At 47.6% G+C, this 24306-nt stretch carries 19 protein-coding genes and 9 pseudogenes; 25 read left to right on the top strand and 3 right to left on the bottom strand.

The genetic code is table 11. The features are described from left to right. Positions 1 to 9 precede the first annotated feature (9 nt). Positions 10 to 710: pseudogene (locus tag ACYF68_RS09935) on the top strand (DUF554 domain-containing protein). Between the two features lie 48 nt (positions 711 to 758). Here the strand turns inward: ACYF68_RS09935 and rpmB are convergent. Then, positions 759 to 947, bottom strand: a complete 189-nt coding sequence (gene rpmB, locus ACYF68_RS09930; protein WP_344701326.1) for a 50S ribosomal protein L28 — start codon at positions 945 to 947, stop codon at positions 759 to 761. A gap of 203 nt (positions 948 to 1150) precedes the next feature. Here rpmB and ACYF68_RS09925 point away from each other — a divergent pair, with 203 nt between their 5' ends. The 24 genes and pseudogenes from ACYF68_RS09925 (at position 1151) to ACYF68_RS09810 (ending at position 21238) form a co-directional block, all read left to right on the top strand. Continuing rightward, positions 1151 to 1519 (top strand): Asp23/Gls24 family envelope stress response protein, encoded by a 369-nt coding sequence (locus ACYF68_RS09925; RefSeq protein WP_344701328.1) that lies wholly within the window; start codon positions 1151 to 1153, stop codon positions 1517 to 1519. A gap of 21 nt (positions 1520 to 1540) precedes the next feature. Continuing rightward, positions 1541 to 3189: pseudogene (locus ACYF68_RS09920) on the top strand (DAK2 domain-containing protein). 56 nt (positions 3190 to 3245) lie between these two features. Beyond that, positions 3246 to 3910: pseudogene (gene sdaAB, locus ACYF68_RS09915) on the top strand (L-serine ammonia-lyase, iron-sulfur-dependent subunit beta). Between the two features lie 11 nt (positions 3911 to 3921). Beyond that, positions 3922 to 4792: pseudogene (gene sdaAA, locus ACYF68_RS09910) on the top strand (L-serine ammonia-lyase, iron-sulfur-dependent, subunit alpha). Beyond that, complete coding sequence (locus ACYF68_RS09905) at positions 4792 to 5049, top strand: hypothetical protein (RefSeq protein ID WP_461046642.1); 258 nt, start codon at positions 4792 to 4794, stop codon at positions 5047 to 5049. The pseudogene sdaAA and the gene ACYF68_RS09905 overlap by 1 nt, the downstream one beginning before the upstream one ends. A 196-nt stretch (positions 5050 to 5245) precedes the next feature. Next, the gene (locus ACYF68_RS09900; protein WP_461046640.1) at positions 5246 to 6730 is read left to right on the top strand and encodes an ATP-dependent DNA helicase RecG; all 1485 of its coding nucleotides are present in this window, start codon (positions 5246 to 5248) and stop codon (positions 6728 to 6730) included. 271 nt (positions 6731 to 7001) lie between these two features. Continuing rightward, positions 7002 to 7574, top strand: a complete 573-nt coding sequence (gene fapR, locus ACYF68_RS09895; protein ID WP_461046638.1) for a transcription factor FapR — start codon at positions 7002 to 7004, stop codon at positions 7572 to 7574. Continuing rightward, positions 7567 to 8550 (top strand): phosphate acyltransferase PlsX, encoded by a 984-nt coding sequence (plsX, locus tag ACYF68_RS09890; RefSeq protein WP_461047576.1) that lies wholly within the window; start codon positions 7567 to 7569, stop codon positions 8548 to 8550. The genes fapR and plsX overlap by 8 nt, the downstream gene beginning before the upstream one ends. After that, positions 8543 to 9451, top strand: a complete 909-nt coding sequence (gene fabD / locus ACYF68_RS09885) for an ACP S-malonyltransferase (protein WP_461046636.1) — start codon at positions 8543 to 8545, stop codon at positions 9449 to 9451. The genes plsX and fabD overlap by 8 nt, the downstream gene beginning before the upstream one ends. Further along, positions 9444 to 10181, top strand: a complete 738-nt coding sequence (locus tag ACYF68_RS09880; RefSeq protein WP_461046634.1) for an SDR family oxidoreductase — start codon at positions 9444 to 9446, stop codon at positions 10179 to 10181. The genes fabD and ACYF68_RS09880 overlap by 8 nt, the downstream gene beginning before the upstream one ends. Before the next feature lie 34 nt (positions 10182 to 10215). After that, positions 10216 to 10451, top strand: a pseudogene (locus tag ACYF68_RS09875) (acyl carrier protein). 96 nt (positions 10452 to 10547) lie between these two features. Next, positions 10548 to 11314, top strand: a pseudogene (gene rnc, locus ACYF68_RS09870) (ribonuclease III). Next, a pseudogene (gene smc / locus ACYF68_RS09865) lies at positions 11314 to 14865 on the top strand (chromosome segregation protein SMC). The pseudogenes rnc and smc overlap by 1 nt, the downstream one beginning before the upstream one ends. Beyond that, positions 14862 to 15967 (top strand): annotated as a pseudogene (ftsY, locus tag ACYF68_RS09860) (signal recognition particle-docking protein FtsY). Before smc ends, ftsY begins: the two co-directional pseudogenes overlap by 4 nt. Next, positions 15951 to 16295 (top strand): putative DNA-binding protein, encoded by a 345-nt coding sequence (locus ACYF68_RS09855; protein ID WP_461047575.1) that lies wholly within the window; start codon positions 15951 to 15953, stop codon positions 16293 to 16295. Before ftsY ends, ACYF68_RS09855 begins: the two are co-directional and overlap by 17 nt. Positions 16296 to 16306: 11 nt before the next feature. Next, positions 16307 to 17653: a signal recognition particle protein gene (gene ffh / locus ACYF68_RS09850; RefSeq protein ID WP_461046631.1), complete on the top strand. Its 1347-nt coding sequence runs from the start codon at positions 16307 to 16309 to the stop codon at positions 17651 to 17653. Between the two features lie 103 nt (positions 17654 to 17756). Continuing rightward, complete coding sequence (gene rpsP / locus ACYF68_RS09845; RefSeq protein ID WP_344701356.1) at positions 17757 to 18032, top strand: 30S ribosomal protein S16; 276 nt, start codon at positions 17757 to 17759, stop codon at positions 18030 to 18032. Between the two features lie 5 nt (positions 18033 to 18037). Beyond that, positions 18038 to 18265: a KH domain-containing protein gene (locus tag ACYF68_RS09840; protein WP_461046629.1), complete on the top strand. Its 228-nt coding sequence runs from the start codon at positions 18038 to 18040 to the stop codon at positions 18263 to 18265. 56 nt (positions 18266 to 18321) lie between these two features. Then, positions 18322 to 18816 carry a ribosome maturation factor RimM gene (gene rimM, locus ACYF68_RS09835; protein ID WP_461047574.1) on the top strand — a complete coding sequence of 165 codons (495 nt, stop codon included), beginning with the start codon at positions 18322 to 18324 and terminating at the stop codon, positions 18814 to 18816. Beyond that, positions 18813 to 19478 carry a tRNA (guanosine(37)-N1)-methyltransferase TrmD gene (gene trmD, locus ACYF68_RS09830; RefSeq protein WP_344701360.1) on the top strand — a complete coding sequence of 222 codons (666 nt, stop codon included), beginning with the start codon at positions 18813 to 18815 and terminating at the stop codon, positions 19476 to 19478. Before rimM ends, trmD begins: the two co-directional genes overlap by 4 nt. A gap of 139 nt (positions 19479 to 19617) precedes the next feature. Beyond that, positions 19618 to 19965: a 50S ribosomal protein L19 gene (gene rplS / locus ACYF68_RS09825; protein WP_344701362.1), complete on the top strand. Its 348-nt coding sequence runs from the start codon at positions 19618 to 19620 to the stop codon at positions 19963 to 19965. A gap of 112 nt (positions 19966 to 20077) precedes the next feature. After that, entirely contained in the window at positions 20078 to 20395 is a 318-nt protein-coding gene (locus ACYF68_RS09820) for a helix-turn-helix domain-containing protein (protein WP_344703118.1), read from the top strand. Then, a complete protein-coding gene (locus ACYF68_RS09815) occupies positions 20392 to 21057 on the top strand; it encodes an IS3 family transposase (RefSeq protein WP_461047465.1) in 666 nt (221 codons plus the stop codon). The genes ACYF68_RS09820 and ACYF68_RS09815 overlap by 4 nt, the downstream gene beginning before the upstream one ends. 7 nt (positions 21058 to 21064) lie before the next feature. After that, the gene (locus tag ACYF68_RS09810; protein WP_461047445.1) at positions 21065 to 21238 is read left to right on the top strand and encodes an IS3 family transposase; all 174 of its coding nucleotides are present in this window, start codon (positions 21065 to 21067) and stop codon (positions 21236 to 21238) included. A 63-nt stretch (positions 21239 to 21301) separates the two neighbouring features. On the opposite strand, the pseudogene ACYF68_RS09805 reads toward ACYF68_RS09810, so the two are convergent. Together ACYF68_RS09805 and ACYF68_RS09800 are read right to left on the bottom strand one after the other, a co-directional pair. Next, positions 21302 to 23892: pseudogene (locus ACYF68_RS09805) on the bottom strand (YfhO family protein). A 19-nt stretch (positions 23893 to 23911) separates the two neighbouring features. After that, on the bottom strand, positions 23912 to 24289 hold the full coding sequence (locus ACYF68_RS09800; RefSeq protein ID WP_461046627.1) for a GtrA family protein: 378 nt from the start codon (positions 24287 to 24289) through the stop codon (positions 23912 to 23914). Positions 24290 to 24306 lie beyond the last annotated feature (17 nt).

Below are 24306 nucleotides of genomic sequence, written 5' to 3'. Positions count from 1 at the left end.
AGGGGCAGAATGATTTTAGCAGGTGCATTCACAAATGGTATGGCAATCATAGTCGGGGGTTTGCTGGGTTTGATATTTACATTCATTCCCGCACCCATAAAGGATTCCATAATGAAAATACAGGCATTGATCATTCTGACTCTAGGGATTCAGATGGTCGTCCAGGCTGATGACATCATCATAACATTACTCAGCCTGATCGTTGGGGTGGTCATGGGGAAGTCATCCGTCTTGAAGAGATGCTGAACCGCTTCGGCCACTGGATGGAGATCAAGCTCGGCGACAAACATGCCGGTAACCTGTCACAAGGTTTTGTCTCCGGTACTCTGGTCTTCATTGTAGGTGCCATGGCAATTGTCGGAGGGTTGGATGCAGGCCTCAGGGGCTCTAACGAAGTACTGATCACAAAATCGATCATGGACTTCTTCATCGCAATAGTCATGACGACCACCTATGGCCTCGGCGTCATCATCTCAGGTGTGCCGACATTCTTTTATGAATCCGGCATCATACTCTCTGCCCAGCAGATAGCCAAGTTCATACCGGACTTCATCCTCGATCAGATGATCCAGCAGGTGACGAGTACTGGTGGCGTAATACTTCTAGCGATTGCCTTAAATATGCTAAACATCACTAAAATGAGGGTGGGCAATATGATACCGGCAATCTTCACAGCGATGCTGATGGTTTATCTCATCAACATATTCTAAATAAAAAAATCCATCCGATCTGATCGGATGGATTCAATATTGTCAAGATTATACGCGCTGGACTTTGCCGGATTTGAGTGCGCGGGCTGATGCCCAGACTCTTTTAGGCTTGCCGTCGACGAGTACCCTTACTTTTTGCAGGTTGGCGCCGAAAGTCCTTTTGTTGGCGTTCATAGCGTGTGAACGGTTGTTGCCTGTGCTTGCTTTACGGCCAGTGAAGTAGCATTCTTTAGACATATTGTCATCTCCCTTTATAAAGATTACCATAAATATTGATTATAGCTTTATTTGCATACTATAATATAATACATGATAAGAAAAGATTTTACAAGCGATATTCCGAGGGTACGCTAGGCGGTCGGCACTATGGTGTTATGGGCATACTTGTATTTATATGCGGTTTCCGCTTATAATTAAATGATGTATGAGGAGGAAAGACAATGACTCTTGAAATAAAAAATGAAATGGGCAGTATTGATATCGCCATGGACGTAATTGCGAATATTGCAGGCGGTGCAGTGGTGGAAAGCTATGGTGTCGTCGGTATGGCTTCTAAGCACCAGGTGCGTGACGGCTTTGCCGAACTCCTCGGCAAAGAGAATTATTCGCGCGGTGTCATCGTGGAAAACAATGAAGGTGAAGTGGATATCGATCTATATATAATCGTCAGCTACGGCGTCAAGATTTCAGAGGTGGCGACGAATCTGCAATCGACCGTCAAATATAAGCTCGAAAAGACACTTGGGTTGAACATAAAGTCAGTTAACATTCATGTTCAAGGTGTCAGAATCATCAATACTGAGGACTGATCAGGGAGGATTTACTAAGCAATGGATAAGATAGATGGTGTAATGTTTAAAAATATGATTTTAAGTGGGGCCGAGAACTTGCGGCAGCATGCCGAGTATGTGGATTCATTGAACGTCTTCCCGGTTCCAGACGGTGACACGGGCACCAATATGAATTTGTCGATGACTTCAGGAGCCAATGAAGTGGAAGATAAAAGTGAAAGCCATATCGGAGATATCGGCAAATACTTTTCCAAAGGTCTGCTGATGGGTGCGCGTGGGAATTCTGGCGTAATACTTTCCCAGCTCTTCCGTGGGTTTTCCAAATCCATAGAGGATGAGGAGGAGATAGATGCAGCCACTTTTACAGCTGCACTCAATGCCGGTGTACGTACTGCCTATAAAGCAGTCATGAAGCCTGTCGAAGGCACCATCCTGACAGTCGCTAAAGATTCTGCCACAAAGGCTGAGGAATTGGCTGAAACAGAAACGTCACTCACCTCTTTGATGGAGGGTATCATCAAAGAAGCGAAAGCATCATTGGACAGGACACCGGACCTGTTGCCGGTACTTAAGGAAGTGGGCGTCGTAGATTCCGGCGGACAGGGGTTGTTATATGTATATGAAGGCTTCCTCTCTGCATTGAAGGGCGAAAAGATTGAAGCCAAGGATGAGCAGAAGAACATGAAGGATTTCGTTGATGATCATCACGAGTTCGATCAGTTCATGACGGCAGACGACATCGAGTATGGCTTCTGCACCGAATTCATGGTGCGCTTCGATGAGAAGGGCCGTGATTTCAATGAAGATGCGTTCCGCGATGAGATGAGTGAGTTCGGTGACTCGTTGCTTGTCATATCAGACGATGAGATTGTCAAGGTCCACGTCCATACTGAAACACCCGGCGAAGCGATGACTTATGGCGCCGAGTATGGTGAACTGATCAAGATGAAGATTGAAAACATGCGTGAACAGTTCAGGGAGATACAGGACAAGAAAGGTCCGGCTAAAACCGAGACGAAGGACAAGCAATCTTATGAAACAGCAATCATAACCGTTTCATCCGGAGAAGGCATCAATGAATTGTTCAGGAGCATCGGTGCGACGCATATCATAAACGGCGGCCAGACGATGAATCCCGCTACCGAGGATATCCTGAAGACGATAGAGGGGGAGGATGTCAAAAATGTCATCATCCTGCCCAACAATAAAAACATCATCATGGCGGCTGAGCAGGCACGTGATTTACTCGATATCCCGGCTGCCGTAATACCGAGTGCATCGATACCTGAAGGATTGGCGAGCCTGCTGATGTATGCCCGGATGCTGGACTGGAAGACAACACTACTGCAATGAAGGAAGCGCTTGAGCACGTCAAGACAGGACAGGTCACATATGCAGTGCGCGACACCAAGATAGACGGCGTCGACATCAAAAAAAATCAGCACATGGGCATCAACAATGGCAAGATAACCGGCGCAGATGATTCCAGGGAAGCGGCATTGAAGCAGCTGCTTGAATCGATGATTGATGATGAATCTGAAATCGTCACTGTACTGATCGGCGACGAAGGAGATCAGGATGAAGTAAACCGCATCATTGAAGCAGTTGAAGCAGAACATGACGAAGTGGAATTTGAAGTCCACGAAGGACATCAACCGGTGTACAGTTATCTACTTTCTGTAGAATAGTCATGAGACCCCATCGGTTCGCCTGGACCGATGGATTTTTTTATGGAGGGGATCGAATGAAGTATAAAAGTGTTTTTGACATCATCGGACCGGTAATGGTCGGGCCGTCTTCTTCACATACGGCAGGAGCAGCAAGGATTGGTTTGCTCGCACGCAGTCTTTTTGGAGAACAGCCGGATCATGCGGATATCTATCTGTATGGATCCTTTAAAGATACGTACAGGGGACATGGTACGGATGTTGCACTGATTGGCGGACTGCTTGGGTTTGATACCGATGATGACCGCATCATCACCGCTAAAAATCATGCAGATGAAGCGGGTATGCATATACAGTTTATCGAAATGGAAGAGGAACGCTCCCATCCGAATACTGCATTGCTGCACTTGGTCAAGGGTTCAGATAGACTGACGGTTGAGGGGATATCGATAGGTGGCGGCAAGATTGAAGTGGTCAGCATCAACGACTACCCAATCAGTCTATCCGGAAATTACCCAGCCCTGCTGGTTTTCCATAAGGATACCTTCGGAACCATCGCAAGAGTCACGACAATTCTCGGGGGCCATCAGATCAACGTCAGCCAGATGAATGTCGCGCGCAAGGAAAAGGGGATATTGCACTGATGACGATAGAGCTTGATGAAAAGATCAGCCAGGAGGTCATCGACGAAGTAGCCGCGGCAGAAGGTGTCGATCGAGTAATTGAAATGAAAGAAAGCTAGGGGGGACGAATATGTTTAGGACGATAGAGGAACTGATAGATAAAGCAACTGCCGAAAACAAAGCCATCGCCGACATTATGATCGAACAGGAAATGGAAGTGACGGGACGTTCTTATCTTGACGTCTATAAAGATATGGAACGCAATCTTGAAGTGATGGAGAATGCCGTTGAAGAAGGATTTGACGGCGTAACCAGCACTACAGGCCTGACCGGCATGGATGCTGTAAAGATGAAGAAATACATCGACAGCGGCAAAGGCTTGAGCGGAGATCTTACTCTGTACGCCATCGCCCACGCCGTGAGCACAAATGAAGTGAATGCTGCGATGGGTAAAATATGTGCCACACCGACCGCCGGCTCTGCCGGTGTCGTACCAGGCGTCCTTTTTGCGATGAAGGAAAAGCATGATGTTTCGCGCGAAGAGATGGTCAGATTCCTGTTCACTTCAGGTGCCTTTGGATTTGTTGTAGCGAATAACGCAAGCATCTCCGGAGCTGCAGGGGGGTGCCAGGCAGAAGTGGGCAGTGCGAGTGCCATGGCGGCGGCCGCCCTTGTTGAAATGGCAGGGGCACGCCTGAGATGAGCGGGCACGGTTTTGCGATTGCCCTGAAGAACATGCTTGGTCTCGTATGCGATCCGGTGGCAGGGTTGGTGGAAGTGCCTTGCGTCAAAAGGAACGCAGCCGGAGCCAGCAATGCTCTGACGGCGGCGGATATGTCTCTTGCCGGCATCGAATCCAGAATACCTGCTGATGAAGTGGTGGAAGCAATGTATAAAATAGGGCTCACCATGCCTTCTGCACTTCGCGAAACGGGGCGTGGCGGACTTGCCGGTACGCCGACTGGAGAGCGGCTAAAGCTGAGATTTTCGGTGGCCAGTAATGATGCAGCTCTACCGGGTGTCAAAGTCCTCGCGGCCGGTTGAAAAGCTCAAAGGTGTCGGGCCGAAGTTGAATGGGAAGCTCAATGAACTGGAACTGACTGATTCAGACACCATCCTGTTCCATTTGCCAAGTGGCTATGAGAATCTCGCAGTGATGAACCTCAACGATGCCAAGCATAATGATAAAGTGACCGTTTCAGGGAGGGTCAGGACTGAACCCACCATCTCTTTTTTTCGGCGGGGAAAAGCCGCCTGACTGTCTTTGTCGAAATTGATGGCTTGAATATAAAAGTGATCTTCTTCAATCAACCTTATTTGAAGGACAAACTGATTGTTGGGGAAACCGTCAATTTCACCGGTAAATTCGATAGGAACAGACTTGAAATAAACGGTCAGAGGATGATTTTCGACCCTTCCGGCGGCTATCGCGTAAAGTACCCCTCGGCGGAGTCATGCATTCAAAAACATTCAGCCGAATTGTTGCCCAGGTGTTTGAAGATGCTGAGTTCATCTACGATCTGCCGGAGGAATATAGGCGGAAATACCGATTGTTGTCTATCAAGGAAGCTTTGTGGCATCTGCATTTTCCCGAAAATCCGCACGACATCAACGAAGCGAGGCGGACCATAAAATTTTATGAACTTTTTATATTCCAGCTGCAGCTTATGGAAAAGCGCCGCCGGGAGAGGGTACGCAACGAACAATACATCATCGACTATGACATCAATGCCCTGAAGGCGTTCATCGCTACTTTGCCTTTTGAACTGACGGGGGATCAAAAGCGCAGTGTGAATGAAATTTGCAGGGACCTTAAGCAGAACATCTCGATGCACCGGCTCCTCCAAGGGGACGTGGGCAGCGGCAAGACGATTGTCGCGGGCTTGGCGAGCTATGCCGTCAAAACCATCGGGGAACAGACCGCATTGATGGTGCCTACTGAGGTGCTGGCCAATCAGCATTATCAATCTTTCCTTGAAATATTCGTCGGAGAGCTCAACATCGAAAAACTGACAGGCAACACCTCACGTAAGGAAAAAGACCGGATACTCGCGGAACTGGCTCGAGGGGAGATAGACCTGATCATCGGTACCCATGCACTGATTGAAGACGATGTCGTATTCAACAGCCTATCGCTGATCATCACTGACGAGCAGCACCGCTTCGGGGTCAACCAGAGGAGACGCCTGAATGATAAGGCACTCAGAAAAAATGTCCTGTACATGACGGCAACGCCCATACCAAGAACGCTGTCCATAACCGCTTTTGGTGATATGGATATTTCAGTCATCAGACAGATGCCCAAAGGCCGGAAACCGGTACAGACATACTGGCGCCGCTTTGAAGAGACCGATGAAGTACTTCAGCAACTTTCAGAGGAAATCAAAAAAGGGCACAGTGCCTATATCGTGGCACCGCTGATAGAAGAATCTGAAACGCTTGATTTGAAGAATGTTCAGGAAATCCATGAACTGTTCAAGAACCGGTTTGGTGAAGAGGATGTCGAGCTTGTGCATGGCCGGATGAAACCGGATGAAAAAGCAGAGGGCATGAAGCGGTTTGAATCGGGTGAAAAACCCATACTCGTTTCAACGACAGTGATAGAAGTGGGCATCAACGTCCCGAGCGCCACATTCATGGTGATCTTCAATGCGGAACGCTTCGGACTCTCAACGCTCCACCAACTGAGGGGCCGGGTCGGCCGGAGCGACAAGCAGAGTTACTGCGTACTCATCAGTGACCCGAAGACAGAGAATGCAAAACTCAGGATGGATATCATGACCAGCACGACAGATGGCTTCGAACTGAGTGAGCGCGACCTTGATATGCGTGGACCCGGCGATTACTTCGGTGTACGCCAAAGTGGCCTGCCCAATTCAAGGTTGCAGATTTGGCGGAAGATTACAGGGTGCTTGAACATGCACGCCAAAGTGCAATAGAGTACGCAGAAAAACTGAGCTCGTAGAGTATCATTCCGTATGGAATTTGAAGGGGGCGACGGTCGATGCCTTGCGCAGATCGGCCGCGAAGCCCCAGCTCTAGGCAATTCACTATATGGAAACATGTGGTCAATAAGATTGTAATAATAGATTGAAGCTTGCACTGTATAAACCATACAGTGCTTTTTTTTGAAAGGCCCACAAAGTGTTTGAAATCCACAAAGCACTTATATATACTGATTCTAGTACCAACTACTAAACGAGGTTGAATATGGTTAAATACAAAAAGACGGAACGGCAGGAACTGTTACTTGAGAGGGTATCTTCAGACCCGTTTTTGACTGATGAGCGTCTGGCTGAAATATTTAAAGTCAGCATCCAGACCATAAGGCTCGACCGTCTGGAACTCGATATCCCGGAAGTGCGCGAGCGCATCAAGCACGTAGCACGGGAAGAGACCGATAAGATACGGAGCCTGTCATTGCAGGAAGTCATCGGCGAAATCATAGACATTGAATTGAATGATCATGCCTTATCCCTGTTTATAGCAGAGGAAGGCCATGTCTTCAAAAAGAACAAGATCGCCCGCGGCCATTATCTGTTTGCACAGGCAAACTCCTTATGTGTGGCTGTCATAGATCAGCCGCTGGCATTGACGAAAACTGCCCAGATCGATTTTGTACGACCCGTCAAACTGGGTGATAAGGTAATATCAAAGGCAGTGGTCGAGAAGATGGATGGCCGGATCGCCACCATTCAAGTAGTATCCAAAGTGGAACAACGCCTTGTTTTTAAAGGGCGTTTTGAAATGTATTATACAGGTGAAGGTGAATATGATGGTTAGAATTGCGGTGGATCTCATGGGCGGAGACAACGCTCCAAAAGAGATAGAGAAAGGCGTACTAAAAGCTGTTGAAGCGGATGACAGCCTTGAAATTCTCCTGTACGGGCTCGAAGGCGCCTATTCGGGAAACCATCCCAGGGTGACATTCATACCGGTCTCACAGAAGATTGAATCGGATGACGACCCGGTCCGCTCGGTACGCCGTAAGAAGGATAGTTCCCTTGTGCGTGCATGTAAAGCAGTGAAGGATAAAGAAGCGGATGCATGTGTATCGGCAGGAAACACGGGTGCCCTGATGAGTGCGGGACTGTTCGTGGTGGGGCGCATCAAAGGGATTGAGCGGCCTGCCATCGGCACTTTGCTGCCGACGACCGGTGGCGAAAGGAATGGCATGATGCTGTTGGACATGGGGGCGAACGTCGATAATAAACCCCAGCATCTTCATCAATTTGCAGTGATGGCTGATTTGTATATGCGCGAGAATGAAGGGCGCAGCAATCCAAGGATCGGCCTCGTCAACAACGGCAGTGAAGATAACAAAGGAAGCGAGCTCACCAAAGAGACTTTCAAGCGTCTCAAGGAAAGCGACCTGAACTTCACAGGGAATTTTGAGACACGCGACATCCTCTCAGGTGACGTCGATATCGCTGTCACCGACGGTTTTACGGGCAACATCATCCTGAAGACGATTGAAGGTACTGCCAAGGCATTGATGGGGGAAGTCAAGCATGCGTTCCTCAAGAATGCCAAGAACAAATTGGCTGGCCTTATCCTGAAGAAGGATGTGCAATCCGTCAGGGAGCTTCTGGATTACAGGCAATATGGCGGAGCACCGCTGCTCGGCCTCGATGGCAACGTGCTGAAGGCGCATGGTTCAAGTGATGGAGAAGCAATCGTCTCAGCAATCCGTCAAGCAAAAAAAATGGCTGAATCCGATGCAATCGCCAAAATTAAAGAGAAGGTGGGAAATGAATGAAGAAGATGATTTTATTCCCGGGCAAGGTTCGCAGTACGCAGGTATGGCGAAAGATATATATGAGCAGTCACCGGAAGGCCGGACATTGCTGGATGAGGTCTTTTTGAACGTTGATTTTGATTTGAAGGCGATAATGTTCGAAGAAGACGAGCGCCTCAACATGACACAGTATACTCAGCCGGCACTATTTGCCCACAGTCTTGCGGTACTTGCGGCTACAGGCTTAAAAGGGGACGTTGTACTCGGCCACAGCCTCGGGGAGCTGCCTGCCCTTGTACATGCTGGGGTCATCACAGTTAAGGACGGAATTTCGATAGTGGCAAAGCGCGGTGAGCTTATGGCGCAGAGCGAAGGGGGCGGCATGGCTGCAGTGATCGGCATGGAGTATGCCCCTTTAAAAGAGTTGTGCGATTCATTGTCGGATGATGAAAGGAAGATACAGCCGGCAAACATCAATGCGCCTGACCAGATAGTGATTTCGGGTGATGAGCGCTTGATTGATGATTTTGTCGAACAGGGCAAATCGCATGGGGCAAGACGCGTGATGAAATTGAATGTGTCAGGTGCATTCCACTCCTATCTTATGGAAGATGCACGGGAAGCATTCGCCTCCTTCATTAAAGAGATACCGTTTGCTGCGCCGACCATACCGGTCATCCAAAACGTATCGGCAGCGTCAGAGATGAATCCGGAGACGATACGCGCTCAACTGATCGATCAGCTCACCCATCCTGTGCGCTTCACCGAATCGATTCAGACAGCTACTGAATTGGGTGTCGGTGAGGCGGTGGAAGTCGGTCCGAAAAAAGTTTTGAGTGGTCTGGTCAGGAAAATCGACCGCTCGATCAGCGTTTCACATATTGATACAATGGCACATGTAAAGGAGTTAGAAAATGGCTAAAACAGCACTTGTAACAGGAGCGTCAAGAGGCATCGGAAAAAGCATCGCACTTAAGCTCGGGCAGGCTGGCTACAATGTAATCGTGAATTATTCAGGATCGAAGGATAAGGCCGAAGCAGTTGTAGAAGCCATCAAAACAGAAGGCGGTCAAGCTGAGGCAATCCAATGTCAGGTTCAGGACCATGAAGAAGTCAAAGCGATGATCAAAGACATCACCGATCGGCACAAGGCAATCGACCTTGTCGTCAACAATGCCGGTGTGACCCAGGACAACCTGCTCATGCGCATGAAGGAGGACGAATGGGATAAAGTCGTTGATGTAAACCTAAAAGGTACGTTCAACGTCATCCAAAGTGTCTCACGTCCGATGATTCGCCAAAAAGGCGGAAGAATCATCAATATCTCCAGCATCGTCGGATCGATTGGAAACGCGGGCCAAGACGAATTATGTCGCCTCCAAGGCTGGGATAGACGGCATCACAAAATCCGTTGCACGGGAACTCGCTCCAAAAGGCATCACAGTGAATTCTGTTTCCCGGGCTTCATCGAAAGTGATATGACTGATGTATTGTCCGATGAAGTTAAAGGGAAGATGCTTGAACAGATACCGCTTAGATTCTTTGGGGATGCTGACGATATTGCAGAAACAGTCATGTTCCTGGCATCAGATCAAGCACGCTATATCACCGGCCAGACAATCCATGTAAATGGCGGTATGTACATGGGGTAAACCCTGTGATAATATTGGAGGGAGGTGAATTATAATGGCAAACTTCGACAAAGTAAAAGACATCATCGTCGACAAATTGGGAATTGATGAGGAGAAAGTGACTAAGGATGCATCATTCAAAGATGACCTCGGTGCTGACTCTCTGATATCGCTGAGCTTGTGATGGAGCTCGAGGACGAGTTCGAGATGGAAATCCCGGACGAGGAAGCTGAGAAAATCAATACAGTAGGCGACGCCCTCAACTACATCGACAAACTAGAAGCGAAATAATGTTAAAATCCACTTTCAAAGTGGATTTTATTTTTGTTATAAAAACTTTTATTAAATATCTCATTCCTTTAGAATGAATTAAATGGAGGTAGACAGATGGATTTCAATGAAATAGAAAGACGGATCAATAAAGATCCGCATGCCAGAAAGAGGCTTCAGGATTTCAGGAGGAAGTTTACGGATTTCATCGATCGGACAGGCATTTCCGTCGATGATGAAAGCCTGTATATCCAGGCATTTATGCACAGTTCCTATATAAACGACCTTCAACTGGACAAGATCCATAACAACGAACGGCTCGAATTTTTAGGGGATGCCGTACTAGAATTGATGGTTTCAGATTATATCTATAACCGTTTTGAAAAATTGCCGGAGGGCGATTTGACAAAACTGAGGGCCAATATCGTATGTGAACCATCACTTGTAGTATTTGCATCGAAACTGGATATGGCGCCACTCATACTGCTTGGCAGAGGTGAAGAGAAGACGGGTGGCAGGGAACGGCCGTCAATCGTCTCCGATACATTCGAGGCCTTCCTTGGGGCGTTATATCTGGATCAGGGCACAGCTTCAGTGGTCAGTTTCCTAAAAGCACATGTATTCCCCGAAATAGGCGATGACAATTATAATGCCGTGATGGACTATAAGACAGCGCTCCAGGAACGGATGCATCAAAAAAGTCAGCAAAGCGTCGAGTATCGCCTTATTGAAGCGACCGGACCGAGCCATGATAAGCGGTTCGTCACTGCGGTTTTTGCAGACGGCATCATGATAGGCAAGGGGAGCGGGCGTTCAAAAAGGACTCCGAGCAGAAGGCTGCTGAATATGCACTTAAGAATTTTGATGATGGAGAGAAGGATTAATGGTTTATTTGAAAAAGATGGAAGCGCACGGATTCAAATCATTCGCCGATAAGGCGGACATCAGTTTTGATGCCGGGGTTACGGCTGTGGTCGGTCCAAATGGCAGCGGCAAAAGCAATATCACCGATGCCATACGCTGGGTGCTTGGAGAACAATCGGCACGTTCCATCAGAGGTGTCAAAATGGAAGATGTAATCTTCAATGGCACTGCAGACCGCAAGGCGATGAATTATGCATATGTCCGGCTTGTATTGGATAATGCATCACGCACTTTGCAGATGGATGCGGATGAAGTCCACATTACACGCAAGCTATACAGAAATGGCGACAGTGAATATTACATCAATAAGGAACGCGCCAGGCTCAAGGAAATAAATGAGCTTTTCCTCGATTCCGGTTTGGGCGAAATGCGTATAATATCATTTCCCAGGGGGAAGTGGATGAAGTTTTGAAGGCGAAACCGGAGCAGAGAAGAGGCCTCATTGAAGAAGCGGCAGGCGTCATGAAATATAAATTGCGCAAAAAGGAATCCGAAAAAAGACTTGAAGAAACTGCAGATAACCTCGACCGGGTGCACGACATCATCCATGAACTCGAAGGCCGGGTACATAGGCTCGAGAAGGAGAGTGCAACTGCCGAGGAATATCTGGCGCTGAAAGAGGAGATGCGCAACAGTGACATAGAAGTGACGGTCTATGATGTAGAGACGCTTATGGCCATGCTTAATGAAGAGGCGATGGGTCTCCAATCGTCAGAAGCTAAAATCAAAGAAATGCACAGCCGATTGGCGCACAAGGAAAAAAGGATGACCGAGATTGCCCGGCAACGTGATAGTCATGATGAGGAGAACGCCGAGCTAAACAGGCGTCTGGTTGATTTGACAAAGAAATTGGAGCAGGCCAGTGGTCGGATTGAATTGTATAAAGAACGCAAGGACACTAAAGGCCAAACGAGTGAAGAACTGTCAAAACGACTTGCCGCCCATCAGGCACGCGCTGCATCCATAGATTCAAAGCATCGCGAATCCTTGAAGAAAGCTGCTGAACTTTCGACCGCGGTCAACGAGTTGACTCGGGCTCAAGAAGAAATTGCCACACATAAAAAAGAACTTCTGGAGGATCATTCGGGTGAAATCGAAACGCTTAAGGACGAATACTATGATCTGATGGTGGAAAAGACGACACTTGAGAATGAATGCAGACGGGCGGAATCCGAAAAGAGCAGGCTTGATGATAATATACGCCAGAAGAAGGAGCGGGCCGAGGAACTCGAGCAGCTCCAGAAGACGGAAAGCACCCAGCATGCCGAGGAGAAAGCCCGTCATGAAGAAATACTGAAGAAGATGGATGCCAACCACAAAGCGTTGCAGGCGGCATCAGAGGCATTGAAAGCACTCGAAGCAGACTACGACAGCGAGAAGAATAGACTTGATACTGCCAGACATTATATCGAGCAGCAGAAGTCGAAGGTTGATATGTTGAATGCCATGCATAATGAGTACCGTGGATATTATCCGGGTGCACGGTTCATATTGAAGAATAGGGCACAGTTGAACGGCATCATAGGGGCTGTTGGGGAGATGCTTTCAGCTGACAAGCGATATGTCAAGGCATTGGATACGGCACTGGGGCACAGGCCCAAAACATCATCACGCACGACGAGCAGAGTGCCAAGGCAGCAATCAGTAAACTGAAGGCCGCCAAAGCCGGATTTGCTACATTCCTGCCAAGGACCACCATCCGTCAAAAGCATCTCCATAAGGATATTCGTGGCATACTGGAGCGCACAAGCATCAAGGTGTACGTCATGTCAGAAATCGCCGATCATGACGACTCTATAGCGGATGTTGTGAGTCACCTGCTCGGTACGACACTTGTCGTGGAGACAATCGATGATGCCACTGCACTGGCTTCTGAAATCAACCATAGGCTGCGGATCGTTACATTGGATGGTGATACCATCATGCCGGGCGGAGCGATGTCCGGGGGCTCCAAAAGTGCCAAGGGTTCAATCATCGAGAACCAGCAGGAACTGCAGGAAACAAAGGAGAGCCTGGAAGTCTACCGTATGAAAACCCGACAGATTGAGGCGACGGTGAAGCAGCTTGCTGACGACTTGGCGAGCCAGATGGAGAAGAAAGATAAATTGGAGCAGATCAGCCAGCAGCTGGCTGCAGAAAAAGACAAATATCATGGCAGCATCCTGAGGCTCGGCTATCAGCTTGAGGCGAGGGCGGACAATATCAGGATACTGAGGGAAGAACTTTCAGGGCTCGGCACACCAGAAGATACTGCAGAGAAGGAAGAGAGGATCGCCCAGATCGAGGTTTCACTCGACCATCTCGACCGCCGCATCACGCAGATGAATGCATCCGATAAAGATAAGAAGGAAACACTTCAACATCTGACTGACGAAGGTCACGCCACCAGCCGGGAGTTGGCAGCGGTGAAGGAGCGGCTCAGGCATGCACAAGATGAAACTTCCCGCCTTGAAGAAGAGCAGGAAGAAATAACCGCGCTGATCAATGAAGTCGAGGAACAGCAGAAAATGATCAGTGAAGATCTGAATGAGATGGATATTGAGCGTCTGGAGAAAGAACGGATAGCCCTTTCGCAGGAAGTCGAGGCGCTCAACCACTCAGCAGAAGAAAAATCATCAGTCCTATATGCGCTCAGAAAGGAATATGAGGAGCTGGAGTCAGACAGACGCGAACTCCTGCCGATGCGCGATGAACTGCAAGAGGCTTTCCACGCCCATAAAACAAAAAAAGAAAAGCTTGATATCCAGGTGGAACAAAAGATTGAATATCTGTCGGAAACATATAAAATAACGTATGATAGAGCTAAAGAAACACATCAGGATCTGACGGATATCGATCAGAAACGAATGAAGATTTCTTTGAACAGGAAAAGCATCGATGAGCTCGGACCGGTCAATCTGGCAGCGATAGAGGAATACGCGCGCGTGGGTGAACGCTATCAGTTCCTGAAGACACAGGAAGCAGATCTGCTCGAGGCAAGGGATACGCTGCTTGAAGTGATCCGTGAAATGGATGGCGAAGTGGCAGTGCGCTTTAAGGAAACGTTCAATCAGATCAATGCCCGTTTCGGTGAAGTGTTCCAAAAGATGTTCGGGGGCGGCCAGGCGGAATTGAGGTTGACCATAGAAGACGATTACCTCGAATCCGGAGTGGAGATATATGCCCAGCCTCCCGGCAAAAGATTGTCGACATTGTCATTGCTGTCAGGGGAGAGCGGGCATTGACTGCAATCAGCCTGCTGTTCAGCATTCTACAGGTCCGGGTCAGTCCGTTCATCATACTGGATGAAGTGGAGGCTGCCCTTGATGAGTCGAATGTGCTGCGCTATGCACAATATCTGAAAGCCTTGGCAAAAGAGACGCAATTCATTGTGATCACCCACCGCAAAGGGACAATGGAAGAGAGCGACCGGCTGTTCGGGGTGACGATGCAGGAACGTGGCGTCAGCCAACTGATCAGCGTAGATCTTAAGGATTATGAAGAAAACATAAGAGAGGAAGAAACGGTGTGAGCTTATTTAAACGACTGAAAGACAAGTTCCAACCGAAGTCCAATGAGGTAAAGGATCTTTCGGATGAATCGCTCGAATCACAGACCGAAGCGCTTGATGACGGTCTGATAAGCATAGATGAATTCGAGGAATGGGAACAGGAACAGATAGGCTATAAATTTAAGGTAGGCCTCGAAAAGAGCAGGGAAAGGTTCCAAAGTGAAATCAATGAACTCATGGCCCGCTACCGTACCGTCGATGAGGATTTCTTTGAAGCGTTGGAGGAAGTCCTGATTTCGGCTGATGTCGGGTTCAATACTGTGATGGAACTGACGGATGAACTGCGTCATGTTGCAAAAGTGAACAACATTACAGATACCTCGGAGCTACGTGAGACGATTGTTGAAAAAATGGTGGAGATCTATGAGCGTAATGATAATCTGCCGGAGACAGTCAATATCCAGGAGGAAGGCTTGACTGTCATCCTCGTCGTTGGTGTGAATGGTGTCGGCAAAACGACGAGCATAGGCAAATTGGCACATAAATACAAGCAAGAAGGCAAAGATGTAATGCTCGCAGCCGGTGATACTTTCCGGGCCGGTGCAATCAACCAGCTTAAAGTCTGGGGAGAACGGGTGGATGTCGATGTAGTCAGCCAGGCTGAGGGCAGCGACCCGGCTGCTGTCATGTTTGACGCGGTCAACGCTGCGAAGAAGCGGGGCACTGACATCCTTATCTGCGATACGGCAGGGCGCCTCCAAAATAAAGGGAATCTGATGAATGAACTTTCGAAAATGAAGAAAGTCATCCAGAAAGTTGTTCCGAAGCACCCCATGAGTCTTTACTTGTGCTTGATGCCACGACCGGTCAGAATGCATTAAGCCAGGCCAAATCCTTCAAGGATGTAACAGACGTCTCTGGTATTGTGCTGACCAAACTGGATGGTACAGCCAAAGGCGGTATCGTATTGGCCATCAAAAATGAGCTCGGCATTCCGGTGAAGTTCGTCGGGCTCGGTGAACAGCTTGATGATCTGCAGGAATTCAATGCAGAGAACTATGTTTACGGCTTGTTTGCAGATATGGTGTCGAATGCCGAAGGGGATGATGAAGAACGTGCTTGAAGAACTTGAACGCACCATGCGCATGAACTATCTCTATGATTTCTACCATACGCTGTTGACCAGCAGACAAAGAAAATATATAGAGCTTTATTACCTGGAAGATTTTACCTTCAGTGAAATTGCAGAGGAACTTGATGTGACAAGACAGGCGGTCTATGATAATTTGAAACGGTCGAAAGACTTGCTTGAACATTATGAAGAGAACTTGGGGATGTACAGGAATTTCATCTCCAGGCAATCACTGATAAAAGAACTTGGCGAAATATTGGGTGAGGACCGCTCCCATGATGTAAAAAGAATTCTCGAGACGCTTGAGGCGCTCGATTAGGAGGAGATATTATGGCTTTTGAAGGTTTAGGAGAAAGGCTCCAGGCAACTATGGACCGCATCAAGAGCAAAGGGAAGGTATCGGAATCGGACATCAAACTGATGATGCGTGAAGTCCGCCTTGCCCTTTTGGAAGCTGACGTCAACTTTAAAGTTGTCAAACGATTCATCAACCAGGTGAAAGAACGTGCGCTCGGCACGGACGTTATGCAGTCGCTGACCCCAGGTCAGCAGGTCATCAAGATCGTCAGGGAAGAGTTGACTGATTTGATGGGTGGCGAGAACCAGAAGATCATCTTCAGCCAGAAGCCGCCGACGGTTATCATGATGGTCGGCCTCCAGGGTGCGGGTAAAACCACAACAGCCGGTAAATTGGCCCTTCACCTACGTAAACAATTCAATAAGAAACCGCTTCTGGTAGCTGGCGACATCTACCGCCCGGCGGCGATCGATCAGTTGGAGACGGTCGGCAAGCAGATTGATGTACCCGTATTCTCGTTGGGTGATCAGGTTAAACCGCAGCAGATTGTCACCGAGGCGATGGCACATGCGAAGGATGAGCATCTGGACACTGTAATCATTGATACTGCAGGACGCCTCCATATCGATGAAAACCTGATGAATGAATTGAAGGATATCAAAGGCATTGCAGAACCCGATGAAATCATGCTTGTAGTGGATGCCATGACGGGTCAGGACGCAGTCAATGTTGCGGAATCGTTCAATGATCTCCTCGACATTACAGGTGTCACGCTGACTAAGCTGGATGGCGACACCCGGGGTGGCGCAGCCCTATCAATCCGTTCGGTCACCGAAAAGCCGATCAAGTTTGTCGGTATGTCGGAAAAGCTGGATGGTCTGGAAGCATTCCACCCAGATCGCATGGCACAGCGCATATTGGGCATGGGGGATGTATTATCCATCATTGAAAAGGCGCAGGCCAACGTCGATGAAGGAGATCAGAAGGCACTTGAGAAAAAGATAAAGGACCAAAGCTTCACGCTGGATGACTTCCTGGATCAGATGGATCAGGTGAAGAATCTCGGACCTCTCGATGAGCTTCTTAAAATGATGCCTGGCGCCAAGAAGATAAAGGGCCTCGACAGCATGCAGATGAGCGGCAAGGAAATCGATCACGTCCAGGCCATCATACGCTCCATGACCATGCAGGAGCGTGAAAACCCTGCAATCATCAATGCAAGCCGCAAGAAAAGGATTGCCAAGGGTTCAGGCCGCAGCCTGCAGGAAGTAAACCGCCTTCTCAAACAATTCGGTGAGATGAAGAAGATGATGAAGCAGATGACAAGTCAGAAAGGAAAGAAGAAAAATCCTTTCGGCAACATGGGGCTGCCATTCTAGATATAAATTCGTAAAGTAAAAAGTCTTTACAGGATTTTAACCATCTGTTATAGTAGTAAAAGTGAAAACGAATAATACAGGAATCGAAAGGAGTTAATATAAGATGGCAGTTAAACTTAGACTGACACGTATGGGTTCTAAAAAGAAACCTTACTATCGCATTGTAGTTGCGGATTCCCGCAGCCCGAGGGATGGACGCATCATCGAGCAGATCGGTGCATACAATCCTATTTCAAAAGGGGACAACATTGTTGACCTCGACGAGGAAAAAGCCCTTGAATGGCTTCAGAATGGTGCTAAACCAAGTGATACGGTACGTGACATCTTGAGCAAAAAAGGTGTTATGGAACGTTATCATAATGCAAAACATGGGAAATAGTCCCAATGCAGAAACTGCTTCAAACAATTCTTGAGCCGGTGCTTGAACATCCTGAGATGCTCGCAATCGCTGAGGAAGAGACCGATCACGCAATCTCCTACAGGATTACCGTCCATAAAGACGATATCGGCCGTGTCATAGGCAAGCGCGGACGTATGATCAGGGCAGTGCGCACGATCATGTCCAATGCCAATCATGGCGGTTCAAAGAAAGTGTTTGTTGATGTTGACTAGGCACACCTCGCGGTGTGCCTTTTTTAATATAAGATATATGAAGAAATGGGGATATGATGAGAATAAGTATAGGCCGTCTGGTGAATTTCCATGGTGTGAAAGGAGAAGTCAAAGTGCTCAGTGACTCTGATTTCTCAAAAGAACGATTCTCTCCAGGCAATATCGTGGAAATAGATGGGAAAAACTTTGAAATTGCACAGTATCGCACACATAAAAATTTCCATCTGCTGCAATTTGAAGGGGTATCGAGCCTCAATGATGTAGAGGAGCTGAAGGGCAAGGAAGTGATGCAGGAAACTGATGCAGTCCAATTGCCGCTTGCGGAAAATGAATTTCATTACAAAGATATCATCGGTTTGGAAGCCAAGATTGAAGATTCCTTGAAATCGATTGGAACTGTTACTGACATATTTGAAACAGGGGCCAACGATGTCTGGGTCGTCAAAGGAGAGCGGGAATATATGATTCCCTATATAGAAGACGTAGTTAAAAAGGTGGATCTTGAGGCAGGCCATATCATCCTCCATCCCATGGAGGGACTGTTGGATTGAATATTCACTATTTGACGCTTTTCCCAGAAATGTACGATGGCATCCTAAACACTTCGATACTCGGCCGCGCCAAAGAAAAAGGCATCGTCGACTATCATACGATCAACTTCCGTGATTTTTCCGGCAATAAGCACAATAAGGTTGATGACTATCCATATGGCGGTGGCGCGGGTATGGTGCTTAAACCCGAACCTGTCTTCAATGCCATGGAATCCCTTGAACTCGATGATCCCCGGGTCATATTATTGTGTCCGCAAGGACGCCCCTTCGATCAGAAGATGGCTGAGGAATTGAGCACAGAAAATGATATCGTCTTCATCTGTGGCCATTATGAGGGCTATGACGAGCGGATTAGAAGTCTTGTGACGGATGAGGTCTCCATCGGTGACTACGTGCTGACGGGTGGGGAACTCGCCAGCATGACGATGACGGACGCCGTAGTCAGACTAATCCCCGGCGTGCTGAACCGTGAAGAGAGTCATCAGGAGGACTCCTTCAGCACAGGGCTTCTCGAGCATCCGCACTACACCAGACCTCGCGAATATAGAGGTATGAAAGTGCCTGAGGTGTTGCTTAACGGCAATCATAAGCTGATTGAAGAATGGCGCCATGAAGAAAGTCTAAAGCGCACCAGGGAGAGACGTCCGGATCTACTCGAGTGATCAGGGCGTATGATAATTTGCATTTAAGCCGTTGAAACACGGTGGCTATTGTGGTAATATTATACGAGTGTGAAACACACATATACACAATCATCCGCTGCTATAATCGGCAAGATAATTGGAAGAAGGAGAAGATAACATGTCACAGCAATTAATCAATGAACTGACGCAGGACCAGCTTAAAACTGACCTGCCTGATTTCAGGGCCGGAGACAACGTCCGTGTTCACGTCCGTATCGTAGAGGGTTCCCGCGAGCGTATCCAGGTTTTCGAAGGTGTCGTAATCAAACGTCGCGGCGGTGGAATTTCCGAAACATTCACAGTTCGCAAAATTTCTTACGGCGTAGGTGTTGAACGTACATTCCCTGTACATTCCCCTAAACTCGAAAGAATCGAATTGACACGCCGTGGCCGTGTACGTCGTGCGAAGCTCTACTACTTGCGTAACCTGCGTGGTAAAGCTGCCCGTATCAGAGAACGCAGATAGAAAACGTAAAAAGCCTGACATTCAATTAGACTAACCTAATTATTTGAGACAATATAAAACACCTTCGAAATGGTACAATGTTCATCAAGTACTGAATCGGAGGTGTTTTTGCATGGGCAAAAACGTATATTCAAGTGAGACCAAGTGGGCAGTGGTCAAAGCGAAAATGGCGGGTGAATTGACTACAAATGAAATTATGGAGAAATACGGCATCAAGAATAAATCTCAAATTTCCACATGGGTCAGATGGTATAAGCAAGGGGAACTTTATCGATTTGATCAACCGATTGGAAAGCAGTATACCTATGGACATGGTCCTGAAGAGCGCTCAGCTGATGAACGAAAAGATCGTCAGATTGAACATTTGAAGATGGAGAACGATATTTTAAAAAAGTATATGGCGATCGAAAAGGAGTTGAAAAAGAAATAGTTCTGACACTTGTTGAAAGAATGCAGACCAAATACACGATTACTGCCATTTTAAGTGCATTGCTTGTGCCGCGTTCAACCTACTACCGATGGCGATCGGAAGCCACTGATTCATCGTTGACCGATGTCGAGCGGACAATCATTGATATATGTGAGTCGACGAAGTATCGATACGGCCATCGCAAGGTGAGAGCGTTGTTGCAGCGAGACTACAATATCAAAAGGAATCGGAACACTGTGCAGCGCATCATGCAGAAATATCATCTACAATGCCGGATTAAGCCGAAAAAGAAATGGCAGTCACAAGGGGAAACCATTATTATCGCACCCGATCGAATCAAGCGTGACTTTCAGGCTGCCGCGCCCAACCAAAAATGGGTCACGGACATTACTTACATCCAATACGGGCGCACTGTGCAGTACCTGTCAACGATTATAGATCTTTACAACAATGAGATTGTCGCAGCCAAATTGTATAATCATCAGCAGACGCCATTAGTGCTGGATACACTGAAAGAAGCTTTGGAGAAACGGGCACATCCTAAAGGCGTGATCATTCATTCGGACCAAGGGAGTGTGTATACATCATATGCCTATCAGTCATATGTAATGGAAAATAATCTGGTGAGCAGCATGTCCAGAACGCGGGAACTGTTGGGATAATGCGGTCATCGAATCGTTCCATTCTAACCTGAAGTCTGAAGCGTTTATATACACCAGATTCAATTCACTCAGTAATGTTGAGACGATTTCACGTGTGAATCAATACTTAAAGTACTATAACGAAGAAAGAATACAAGAAAAATTAGGCTACCTTCCTCCAATTCATTTTGGAGGAAGGTAGCCTAATGAAGGTGTTTTATATGTGTCTCATACTGCTAGGTCAGTCTACAATGTCAGGCTTTTTTTATTTGCCTTTTTTACGGAAATCCTTTGCGAGGACCCAAAAAATGGAGAGAATCAGTGAGATTATACTGACCAGCAAAGTGGTCCAGTAATACGGTGGGGTATAGGAAATGGTGACGACACTGTCATTCCCCGTTTCAAAGCCCGTCATCAAGTAGTTTGCCCTGAAAGTATCCAACCTACCGGAATCATCTCCAGTAGCAGTCATGCCTTCCCTGAAGATCATGGGCACAGTAATTAAACCAGGATCAGGGTCGTCGAGTTCTATGACGTAGGAATTTGCCCTTTCGGTCACGGTATAATTTAGAGGCTCTTTTCTGCTCTGCTGTTCAAGTAAATCATAATCTTCGATGTACACGCCTTCAATGTCCACCGCATATCGGCCTTCTGGAAATGAAATAGGAATCTTATCTTTCAGTCTGACCCGGTAGAGCAGGTCATCCGCATACGTACGGTATTTGCTGGTGGCAAACAATCTTTCATTCGGATAGCCGTCAACATCGATGGTGAACCGCTTGATTGGCTCCATGAGTTCGATGGACATTTCAATGTATACATCACTTTCTTCAGCAGCTTCAATATTTGAGAAGTCGAACATGAAACCGCCCTCGTCTGAAGGGACTTCTAGAATGCCGTTTGTATAGGAGGCATTTTGTGGTGCAATCTCTATCTCGTCCATTATATTTTCAGGGGATGGCTCAGAAGCATTCGGAGGCCTTGCGTCGGTCACTATTCCTTTTAGCATGGCATGCTCACGCTCCAGAGGGCCCTCCAGTTCATCCGGGTCATAGATGCGGGAGGCTTGCCTGACGAAGGGAAGTGGCAGAGTGTTCTCATATACCGTATAAGTGCCATCCTCCTTGATGGGTGAAAACTTGAGCGGTACGCCGTAATGGTCCTTGCCGCGCATCATATAATCGACGTTGAAGAGGGAGAATAGATTGCTCCGCGACTGGAATGTCGAGTAGCGGCTAATGGATTCATAACGGATATTGACCTTCAGATCATTATAATAGAAGTCGATGATTTCGCCGTCTATGATGCTCGAATAGAGGCTGGTGCCGTTGAAAGCCATATATAGTGGCGTATTATCCTGTTCCTTGACCTTGTAGTCTATCTTCTGTTCAGGCTGTTTCCTCTGTTGTATCCAGTCGATGTTATATTCCTGGAGGTCACTCGCGTAGTGGTTGCTGTTGATATAGAACAGGTGATTGCGGTCGGTGATGCCATCGTGGTAGATCTGTGATTCGGTGTGCGAAGCGGCGACCATCATGACGTAGGCGATGATGGCAAAGATATGCGCCAACTGGACCAGTGGTCTGTTTCCCCATCTGAAGTACAATAGGTAACCCAAGAACTGGATCAGCGGAATGATCCACACCCAAATTACGATGTCACCTTTAATCCAGGCGGAAAGTGCAATGATGATATAGACCGGAATGAGGCTTGTGAGATACTGCTTGAGCGGGATGGTCCTGAATTTTGATAGATACAGTGCGATCAGTGCAGCCTGGAAGAAGACGAGCATATAATGCCATCTTTTCTGGGCTGCTGGAAACCGTTGAAGAAAGTGTCGACGTACGGCGACAACGTAAATAGCATGAAGACGATCGTCAGCACTGCAAACAGCCGAAAGAAATAGTGGCGGTAGAGCTTCATGGTGAATAAAGCCTGGATGGCGAGGAACAGGATGATTATCAGATAGTTTTCATAAAATATGTTGTCCTGCCATCCTAGCTCCGAGACAAGCGGTACAGTGACTTCATACTCCCTGTCGTCATTATTGAAGAACCCGCGCACAGCATGGAAGAAGGCGACGCAGGAGATGCCCGCGCCGAGCAGGCCGGACGGGATGGCCCGCTTCAACGTATCAATCCGGGAGGCGTCACCACTCTTTTTAAAGAACAGACGCACGCCCAAGTAGACAAGGGCGATGATGAATTGGTAATAGGCAAAATAGAAATTGTTTATCATCGTGGCTGCAACGGCAAATATAAATAACCCGGGCCTGCCTTTTCTGATGAGTATCTCAATTGCCCAAAGAGTCAAAGGCAGCCAGATGAAGACGTCACTGAAAAAGGACCAGAAGATGGTGAACCTGAAATAGGTGGGGGATGCAGCGAAAATGAAGCCCCCGACCAGTGCAGGGAGAGGGGCGCTTCCGATCGACTTCAAAAAGCGGTATGTAAAATAAATGATCAAGAATGTTTTCAGGATGGAAATGAAAAATGCGTTATACGCCCAAAAATCGATGCTTGCGACGTCTAAGCCAATGAAGAACTCCGCCACACGCACCAGAATCATGTTGATGTGATGGATGATGTTTGTCGAATAGTAGTAGGCGAGATCCGTGTAGAAATCCCCACCTAGGCCAAAATCGGTGTCATAGAACCATGTACCCTCCTTGAATTTTTCGTAGAGGTAGAGCTGCATGGGGAGCATCTGTTCCAGACCATCGTTGGCCCCCGTCATGAACACCTTCAATTTATCGTCAGTCGGTGCCAGGAAGCGCCACAGGAGATAGGAATGGGACAGCACCGAGAGTACACTGATGAGGACGATGAGACGTATGGCTGAAAAAGGCGCCTTCATTTTCTTCAATTTACTCCTCCTAATCTTTCAGGATCCATCGGGTGATGATGTATGTGAGCGGTACAGTGATGATCAGTACGGGCAGCGGTGCGAAAGGCTCGGGCCATCCGAAAGATTCAACGAACAGGTAAAGTAGAGCGGTCTGGAGCCCCATATTGAAAACCTGGCTTAGGGGAAATTTCAGGAACTTTGCCAATGTCGGCCGCACTTTATATACATACCGGCAATTCAGGAAGTAGGAAATGATGAAGGCTACAGCGAAGCTCGTGAGATGCGCCGCTAGATAAGGAGCCCCCACCGTTATCGAAAGAATGTAGAACACATAGTAATTGATGGTGTTGATAAAGCCGACGAAAATGAAACGGAGCACTTCATTGACATCACTATTCAGTTCCATGATGGCCTCCTTGTGCA

The sequence above is a fragment of the Salinicoccus sp. CNSTN-B1 genome (genome assembly GCF_054792835.1).
The sequence above is the reverse complement of the archived record's forward strand: the minus strand, read 5'-3'. Positions and strand labels throughout refer to the sequence as shown.